Source organism: Micromonospora sp. ATA51, assembly GCF_016802855.1.
Taxonomy (GTDB): Bacteria; Actinomycetota; Actinomycetes; order Mycobacteriales; family Micromonosporaceae; genus Micromonospora; species Micromonospora sicca.
The window spans coordinates 1-7976 of sequence record NZ_JAEVHJ010000305.1 but is presented as its reverse complement, the minus strand read 5'-3'; the positions used below and the strand labels follow the sequence as shown (position 1 = coordinate 7976).

Sequence of the window (7976 nt, the reverse complement as noted above, 5' to 3'; positions counted from 1 at the left end):
GTCGCCGACCGCCCGCCCGCGGCCGGGTCGCCGCCCGACGTCCCCGGACCGGCCGGGTCGCCGCCCGACGTGCCGTCACCGGCGGGGTCGCCGCCCGGCGTGCGGGGACCGGCGAGGTCGCCGCCCGGCGTGCGGGGACCGGCGGGGTTGTGCCGGCGGGCCAGCCGGAAGAGGCCGCCGCCGAGGGCGAAGGTGAGCAGCACGCCGAGGACGCCGGAGAGGCCGGTGGAGAGGAATCGGTTGTCCACGCCCCGGATGCCGTAGTCGGCGAGCGGGCTGTCGGCGAGCTCGTGGTCCTCGGCGCGCTGCGCGGGGCAGCTACCGCCGGTGATCTCGCCGTCGGCGTTCACCGTGCAGCCCTTGAGCAGGGACGAGTCGAGCCCGTCCGGGTGCGCCGAGGCGTAGTTGCTGACCACCCCGGCGAGCAGCAGGGCGACCAGCAGGCCGCCGAGGACGAAGCCCCAGTTGCGCTTCCTCATCGGGCCCCCCCGGCGACCGGAACGACGACGGCGGGCGCGGCCGGCTTCAGGGCCCGCAGCGCGTACACCAGGTCGGGGCGGACCTTGGCGACGGTGACCACCGTGGTGGCGGTGATCAGGCCCTCGCCGACGCCGATCAGCAGGTGGACGCCGGCCATCGTGCCGGCCAGCCCGGCGAGGTTGCCGCCCAGGTCGGTGGTGCCGCCCAGCCAGTACTGCAGGACGAAGCCCTGACTGGCGACCACCACGCTGACCAGGCCCGACACGAACGCGGTCACCCCGAGCCCGGCCGGGGTACGCGGCAGCACCCGCAGCAGCAGCGCGATCAGCAGGTACGCCGCGGCGGTGCCGAGGATCGCCATGTTGGTGATGTTGAGGCCGAGCATGGCCACCCCGCCGTCGCCGAAGACCAGCGCCTGCACGACGAGGACCACCGCCACGCAGAGCGCGCCGACCCACGGGCCGACCAGCAGGGCGGCGAGCGCGCCACCGAGCAGGTGACCGCTCACCCCGGCGGTGAAGATCGGGAAGTTGAGCATCTGCACCGCGAAGATGAACGCGGCCACCAGGCCCGCCATCGGGGCCAACCGGTCGTCCAGGTCACGGCGGCCGCGCAGCACGCAGAGGGTGAGCACGGCGAGCGCGAAGGCGGCGAAGACCGCGGCGACGGGACCGTCGATGATCCCGTTCGAGATGTGCATCGCCAGGGTTTCCACTCGACCTCCCGGGGCGCGGCGGGCGGGTCCACACCGACCGGCTCAGCTTATTTGCGCCGACTCTTTGTTGCCAACATCTTGCAACAAGCCATGGTGTTGATCACCGTCAACGGCGCGTCACCACCGACTGGGTCCCGCGCTACGGCGGTATCGTCTGCGCCATGACCGACCGCCTCAACCCCGGCGACCCCGCCCCCGAGTTCACCCTCCCCACCGACACCGGCGAGACGCTCTCCCTGGCCGACCTGCGTGGCCGCAAGGTCGTCCTGTACGCCTACCCGGCCGCCATGACGCCCGGCTGCACCAAGCAGGCCTGCGACTTCCGCGACTCGCTCGCCTCCCTCCAGGCCGCCGGCTACGAGGTGGTCGGCATCTCCCCGGACAAGCCGGAGAAGCTGGCCAAGTTCCGGGAGCGCGACGCGATCACCTTCCCGCTGGTCGCCGACACCGACAAGGCGGTGCTGACCGCGTACGGCGCGTACGGCGAGAAGCAGTTGTACGGCAAGACCGTCACCGGCGTGATCCGCTCCACCTTCGTCGTCGACGAGGACGGGAAGATCGAGCGGGCGCTATACAACGTCAAGGCCACCGGCCACGTCGCCAAGCTCCGCCGGGACCTCGGCCTCGACTGAACCTGTCGGCGAACGGCGCTCCACAACGACGCAGCGAGACGCTCTAGACTCAGCACGTCTGCGGGAGTGGCGTAAAGGCAGCCGCGATAGGTTTAGGTCCTATTGTCCGAAAGGGCGTGGGGGTTCGACTCCCCTCTCCCGCACCACGCCAAGTCGCCGCTGGCAGGCCGACGAAGCACGGCCTGCCAGCCCGGCCGCATTCGACCGTGTCGGGTGGATCACGATTGCGGGCCACCGGCACGGCCGTTCGGTCACGATGTCGCCGTGAGCCTGCGCTTCGTCCTCGACCCTGAACTCAACGCCGCGCTGCGCGAGCAGATCCTCGATCTCTGGGTGGACGTCACCAACGCCGGCGGCGCGGTGGGTTTCGTCGCCCCGGTGACCGCGGCCGAGGTGCGGCCGATGGCGGAGGCCACCTTCGCCGACATCGCCGACGGGCCCGACCGGCTGCTGGTCGGCTACGAGGGTGACCGGCTGGTCGGTATCCTGATCATCGCCGACAACCGGTTCCACCTGAAGACGCACTACCGGGTGCTCAAGCGGGTGATGGTCCACCCCGACAACCAGGGCCACGGGTACGGCGCCGCGCTGATGCGCGAGGCCGAGCGGATCGGCCGTGAGCTGGGCCTGGCGGGGCTGCACGTGACCGTCCGGGGCGGGCTCGGCCTGGAGTCGTTCTACGACCGGCTGGGCTACCGGGAGGTGGGCCGCCTGCCCGGCGCGCTGCGGCTCGCTCCCGGCGACGACCGGGACGAGGTCTTCATGTGGCTCCACCTGGACCGCCCCGCGGCATGACGCCCGGGCCAAGGCCCCCCGCGGCCTGACACTCCGGCCAGCGGGCGCCAGGCGTGGTCGTCCTTCCGGCCGATCCGTCCCGTGGGCTACCCGGCCACCCCGGATCCGACACGTTGCCGCCCGATCGCCCGAAGCGCCGCCGGTTTAACAGAGACCGGTGGACCCACCGCGGGTCCTATGAAGCTGATGTCGTGGATGAATCGCCACGGTCGGCGAGCTCTCGGTGGCCTGCGTCCGCAGTGATTCGTTTACGTCATCAGTGTCGGGGTCCTTCGGAGCGCCGCGTATGCGGGAAAATCGGTGATGGTCGCTCGCCGACGTCGGCGGATCTTGGCGCAGGTGAGGCCGTTCATCAGTGTGACGCTGGGAGCCGTGTTGAGGGGCTGCGCATTGTCGCCACGAGCGCGAGGGTCCGCTTCTTTCCGTTCCCCGTGGGCTCCCGCGGGCGACCACCATCCCGTCCCCCGTTGTCTGGGAGTTCGTTGTGGAAGAGGTCGGTGAGCAGGAACTACACGTCGAGCGGGTAGCTGCGCTCGACCTGGGCAAGGCCGCGTTGGAGGCGTGCGTGCGGGTGCCGCACGAGTCCAGGCCGGGCCGGCGTATGCAGGAGGTACGCGGCTACCCCACGACCACGTCGGCGTTGCTGGAACTGGCGGACTGGTTGCGCTGCTGCCGGGTGACCCGGGTGGTCATGGAGTCGACCAGTGACTACTGGAAGGGCGTCTACTACCTGCTGGAAGCCGAGGGCTTCGAATGCTGGCTGGTCAACGCCCGGGAGGTCAGGAACGTGCCGGGGCGGCCAAAGACCGACAAGGCCGACGCGGTGTGGTTGGCGAAGGTCGCGGAGCGGGGCATGTGCGCCCCGTCGCTGGTGCACCCGGCGCCGATCCGCCAGCTTCGGGACCTGACTCGTTACCGTCGCTCGCTGGTGCGCGACCGCACCCGTGAGCGGCAGCGGGTGGAGAAGCTGCTCGAAGACGCGCAGATCAAACTCAGCTCGGTGATCAGTGACATCTTCGGAGTGTCCGGACGGCAGATACTGGACGCGCTGATCGCCGGGCAACGCAACCCGAGGGTGCTTGCTGACCTGGCCCGGGGACGGATGCGCCGCAAGACCGCGATCCTGTCCGAGGCGCTGCGCGGGTTCTTCACCGACCACCACGCGGTGATCCTGCGGATGATGCTGGACAACATCGACCGCCTCAGCGAGCAGATCACCGTTCTGGACGCCAGGATCGAGGAGGCGGTCGCCCCATTCGCCCACCAGGTGGAGCAGCTCACTGAGATTGTCGGGTTCGGCTGCACCGCCGCGCAGGAACTCATCGCCGAGATCGGGGTCGACATGAATCGCTTCCCCTCCGACGCCCACCTGGTGTCCTGGGCCAAGTTCTGCCCCGCCACCTGCGAATCCGCCGGTAAGAAGAAGAACAAGAACCGGCCCAAAGGCAACCCATGGCTCGGCGCCACCCTGGGCAACGTCGCCGCCACCGCCGCCCGCACCGACAGCTTCCTGGGCGCCCGCTACCGACGCATCGCCCACCGCCGCGGCAAACAGAAGGCGATCGTCGCCGTCGGCAACTCCGTCCTGGTCATCGCATACACCTCCTGTCCGACCCCACCGCCCGGTTCCACGACCTCGGCGCCGAGCACTTCGACTCCCGCGTCAACAAAGAACGCAGAGCCCGCCACCTAGCTACCGCCCTACAAGCCGCCACCGGCCAACACATCTTCATCCGCGACGGCAAAGCCGTCATCGCCGAACCCGCCGCCTAACCGATCAACAGACAAGCCCGGCTCCGCTTCGCTACGCCGGCCGCTACCGCCTGCCCACCTACCGTTGGATTTTCGGGTCAGCTTCGTAGCGCACGACGAAGACACTCCTCGTGGTTGCCAGCGCGACCAGAACAGCCACCGGTCAGGTCAACTGCCGCAGCCGGCCCGGACCACGTCCGGTGTCGGGGGTTCGACCGCCGCGTCGACGACCTCGGCGCCGGCGGCCGGGACGTGGACGGACTGAGCGACATGCTCGGTGGGGCGCTCGGCAAATCGGGTCGCCGCGCGACAAGCGGGCTAAGCGAGGGCTAAGACGCCGCGAGCCGGCCACGCCGCGGGTCCGGGCCAACGCAGACCGGCAGTGGCTCAGTCGAGCAGGGTCACCGGATCGCCGACGTGCACCTCGCCCGGCCCGTCGGGGACCAGGTGCAGCCCGAAGAGGAGCTTCTGGCCGATGTTGCGGTGCCGGGCGAGGGTGCGCAGCGGCTCCTTGCCGCGTACCCCGGTCTCCTGGTCGGTGGTGATGACCAGGCAGCGGTCACAGGGCCCGGCGGCGCGGAAGACGGCCGAGCCGATGCGAAGCCGGCGGCCGGCCCACCCGTCCTCCGCCCAGGCCGGGGCGCCCTCGACCACCAGGTTGGGGCGGAACCGGGCCATCGGCACCGGCGGCTCCCCCGCCTCGGCCAGCCAGCCGTTCAGCGCGTCGAGCGAGGCCGTGCCGGTCAGCAGCAGCGGGTACTCGTCGGCGAAGCTGACCTGGTCGCCGGTGTCATGGTCCCGCTCGCCCGGGTCCAGGTGCCGGGTCGGATCGCGCAGCCAGACCAGCCGGGCCGGGCGGCCGAGCAACCCGCCGAGCCAGTCGTCGGCGGCCGGCCGGCGGGCAGCGCGGCGACCGGCCGGCGGCTGCGGAACACCCGCACCAGGACCGGCTCGGCCGTGGCCGGCTCGGGTACGTCCAGGTCGGGGCGGCCCGGGGCGCCCAACACCAGGCCGCCGGCGCGCGGAGCGGCGCGCAGGGTGACCAGTTCGGCGGCCTCGCGCTGGGTGACCCCGACGCCGTGCTCGTCGACCACCAGCCAACGCCGGTCGCCGGCCAGGCCCCACGGTTCGACCCGGGCGCCGTCGTGGTCCAGGCGGTGGCAGCCCTTGACCGGGTACGTGTGGACGGCGGCGAGCCTCACCAGGCGACCCCGATCCCGTCGCCCGGGTACCAGTGCCGGGCCGGCGTCTCCCGGTAGGCGAGGAAGCGCCGCCCGGTCCGCTCGGCGTGCTCGGCGAGGACGTTGGTGACGGTGACGTTGTCGGTGAGCAGCATCGCCCCCTCGGCGAGCTTCGACTCCACCGTCTCGAACTCGCTCTTCTCGTGCACCCGGCTGTGGTCGCTGTCGTGCAGGAACAGGTCGACCGGGCGGTCCAGCGCCGAGATCGAGGCGACCGAGTCGCCGATCACCAGGTCGACCACGTCGGCCCAGGGGGTGGCGCGGGCCAGGTAGCCGGCCTCCGGATTGATGTCCAGCGAGGTGAGCCGGCCCGGGTGCCCCTCGGCGGCGTTGCGCAGCAGCGCGGCGGCGAGGACCACACTGCCGAGCCCCTTGTCGACGCCAGTCTCCACGACGTGCCCCGGTTTGCGGGCGCGGACGATGGCGTACCAGCCGATCCTCCGGGCGTACCGGACGTGCTTGTCGGCCAGGCCTCGGCGGGAGGCGGCGGCGGTGGCGTGCTCGATGTGCCCGCGCAGCTTCTCGTCGGTCTCGATCTCGTTGAGGTACGCGCGGACCTGCTGCACCGGCACGTCGCAGACCACGCTGACGAACCAGGCGAGGTGCTGCCGGCTCAGCTTGGTCAGCTCGTACGTGTAGTTGTGATGCTCACGGGAGGTGACCAGCCAGCGGGCGGAGGTGCGCAGCACCTTGGCGTCGTGCCGGGCGACCCGGGCCAGCCGCTTCGGGAAGGCGGCGACCGGAGCCAACGGGGTGCGGGCGATGGCCCGCCGGAGCTTCGTTACGTCCACGGGAGCGTTCTACCAGTTCGAGGGGGTGGCTGACGATGAAAAGTTTCCGCCGGGCCGGCTGGCGAAGCGGGTACGCGGGCGCCGAAGCCGGTCAGTAGCATCGCGGCATGTCGTATCGCGGTCAGTACGCCGGTCCTCAGCCTTTTCAACATCCGCTGGATCCGGTCGACGGTCCGTCTCGGTTGGAACCGGGTGAGCCGCAACGGCCCCGGCGCCGGTGGAAGCGGATCGTCCTGATCACCGCGTTGGTGGTGGCGCTGCTGGGGGGCGGCGGCCTGGTCGCCGGGGGGATCTATCTGAAGTCCGTCGAGTCCGGCATCGAGCGGGTCGACGCCTTCGCCGGCGTGCCCGACGAGGGGCGTCCGGCGGCCGGTGCCCGGGGCGCGCAGAACATCCTGATGCTGGGCAGCGACTCCCGTGATCCGGAGAAGACCTCGGGGTCGCGGACGGACACGATCATCGTGGCCCACCTCCCCGCCGACCGGCAGAGCGCTCAGCTGATCTCCATCCCGCGGGACACCTGGGTGTCGGTGCCGCGATCGGCGGACGGTCAGCACGGCGGGCGGGACGCGAAGATCAACGCCGCCTTCGCCTGGGCCGGCGTCCCGCTCATGGTGCAGACGGTGGAGAAGTTCACGGGGGTCCGGATCGACCACGTGGCGATCATCGACTTCGCCGGCTTCAAGGACATCATCGACGCCCTCGGCGGCGTGACCGTCAACGTGGAGAAGTCGTTCACCTCGATCCATCCGCCGTACCGCTCCTTCAAGGCCGGGCCGCAGCAGCTCGACGGTGAGGCGGCGCTGGACTACTCGCGCCAGCGCAAGCAGTTCGCGGACGGCGACTTCGCCCGCATCCGGCACCAGCAGCAGGTCATCAAGGCGATCCTCGACAAGGCCGCCTCCGGTGGGATCCTCACCAGCCCCGGCAAGCTGAACTCGTTCGTCAAGGCGACGTCGAACTCGGTCTCCGTGGACAAGAACATGTCCCTGCTGGACATGGCAAACCAGATGCGCGGGGTGCGGGGCAGCAACCTGTCCTTCCTCACCAGCCCGACGAAGGGCACCGGCCGGCGGGGCAGCGAGAGCGTGGTGCTGCCCGACCCCGAGCGGGTTAAGGCCTGCTACGACGCGGTACGCCGGGACGCAGTCGAGGAGATCAAGCAGTACGCCGCCAAGTGACCGGGTACGCCGCCCCGGCGGCGGCAGGTGCCGGCGGCCGGGGCGGGGGCTGACAACTGCTCACTCTCCCGTGATCAAACATACGAATATATGAGTGTTAGTATCGTTCTGTGAAACTTGCCGAGTGGGCGCGCCGTAACGGTGTGCACCCGCAGACCGCGTACCGCTGGTTCCGGGAGGGGACCATGCCGGTGCCCGCTCGGCGTCTGCCGTCCGGCACGATCATGGTGGAGGTGACCGACGACGCCCGGCAGGGTCAGGTCGTCGTCTACGCCCGGGTGTCGTCGGCCGACCAGCGAGCCGACCTGGACCGGCAGGTCGCCCGGGTGACCGCCTGGGTCACCGGGCGGGACATGGCCGTCGCGCGGGTGGTGACCGAGGTCGGGTCC

At 70.9% G+C, this 7976-nt stretch carries 7 protein-coding genes, 1 tRNA gene and 2 pseudogenes; 6 read left to right on the top strand and 4 right to left on the bottom strand.

Annotation, left to right across the window (positions count from 1 at the left end; translation table 11 throughout):
• Nucleotides 1-98 precede the first annotated feature (98 nt).
• Both JNW87_RS30975 and JNW87_RS30970 read right to left on the bottom strand, forming a co-directional pair.
• Nucleotides 99-479 (bottom strand): annotated as a pseudogene (locus JNW87_RS30975) (PDGLE domain-containing protein); the annotation flags it as partial.
• On the bottom strand, nucleotides 476-1195 hold the full coding sequence (locus JNW87_RS30970; RefSeq protein WP_109804308.1) for an energy-coupling factor ABC transporter permease: 720 nt from the start codon (nucleotides 1193-1195) through the stop codon (nucleotides 476-478). The gene JNW87_RS30970 and the pseudogene JNW87_RS30975, both read right to left, overlap by 4 nt.
• A 161-nt stretch (nucleotides 1196-1356) precedes the next feature.
• Between JNW87_RS30970 and bcp the strand changes: the two genes are divergently transcribed.
• From bcp to JNW87_RS30950, 4 genes are all read left to right on the top strand, one after another.
• Entirely contained in the window at nucleotides 1357-1827 is a 471-nt protein-coding gene (bcp, locus tag JNW87_RS30965) for a thioredoxin-dependent thiol peroxidase (RefSeq protein WP_238454885.1), read from the top strand.
• 60 nt (nucleotides 1828-1887) lie between these two features.
• Nucleotides 1888-1973, top strand: a tRNA-Leu gene (locus tag JNW87_RS30960).
• 118 nt (nucleotides 1974-2091) lie between these two features.
• A complete protein-coding gene (locus JNW87_RS30955) occupies nucleotides 2092-2622 on the top strand; it encodes a GNAT family N-acetyltransferase (protein WP_109805374.1) in 531 nt (176 codons plus the stop codon).
• A gap of 484 nt (nucleotides 2623-3106) precedes the next feature.
• Nucleotides 3107-4315: an IS110 family transposase gene (locus JNW87_RS30950; protein WP_238454884.1), complete on the top strand. Its 1209-nt coding sequence runs from the start codon at nucleotides 3107-3109 to the stop codon at nucleotides 4313-4315.
• Between the two features lie 446 nt (nucleotides 4316-4761).
• Here the strand turns inward: JNW87_RS30950 and JNW87_RS30945 are convergent.
• Nucleotides 4762-5576 (bottom strand): annotated as a pseudogene (locus JNW87_RS30945) (MOSC domain-containing protein).
• Complete coding sequence (locus tag JNW87_RS30940; RefSeq protein WP_109805371.1) at nucleotides 5573-6406, bottom strand: class I SAM-dependent methyltransferase; 834 nt, start codon at nucleotides 6404-6406, stop codon at nucleotides 5573-5575. The pseudogene JNW87_RS30945 and the gene JNW87_RS30940 overlap by 4 nt, the downstream one beginning before the upstream one ends.
• Nucleotides 6407-6639: 233 nt before the next feature.
• Between JNW87_RS30940 and JNW87_RS30935 the strand changes: the two genes are divergently transcribed.
• On the top strand, nucleotides 6640-7587 hold the full coding sequence (locus tag JNW87_RS30935; RefSeq protein ID WP_375373569.1) for an LCP family protein: 948 nt from the start codon (nucleotides 6640-6642) through the stop codon (nucleotides 7585-7587).
• A gap of 110 nt (nucleotides 7588-7697) precedes the next feature.
• Nucleotides 7698-7976 (top strand): recombinase family protein (locus JNW87_RS30930; protein ID WP_238454883.1); only part of this gene is annotated, 279 nt, incomplete at its 3' end.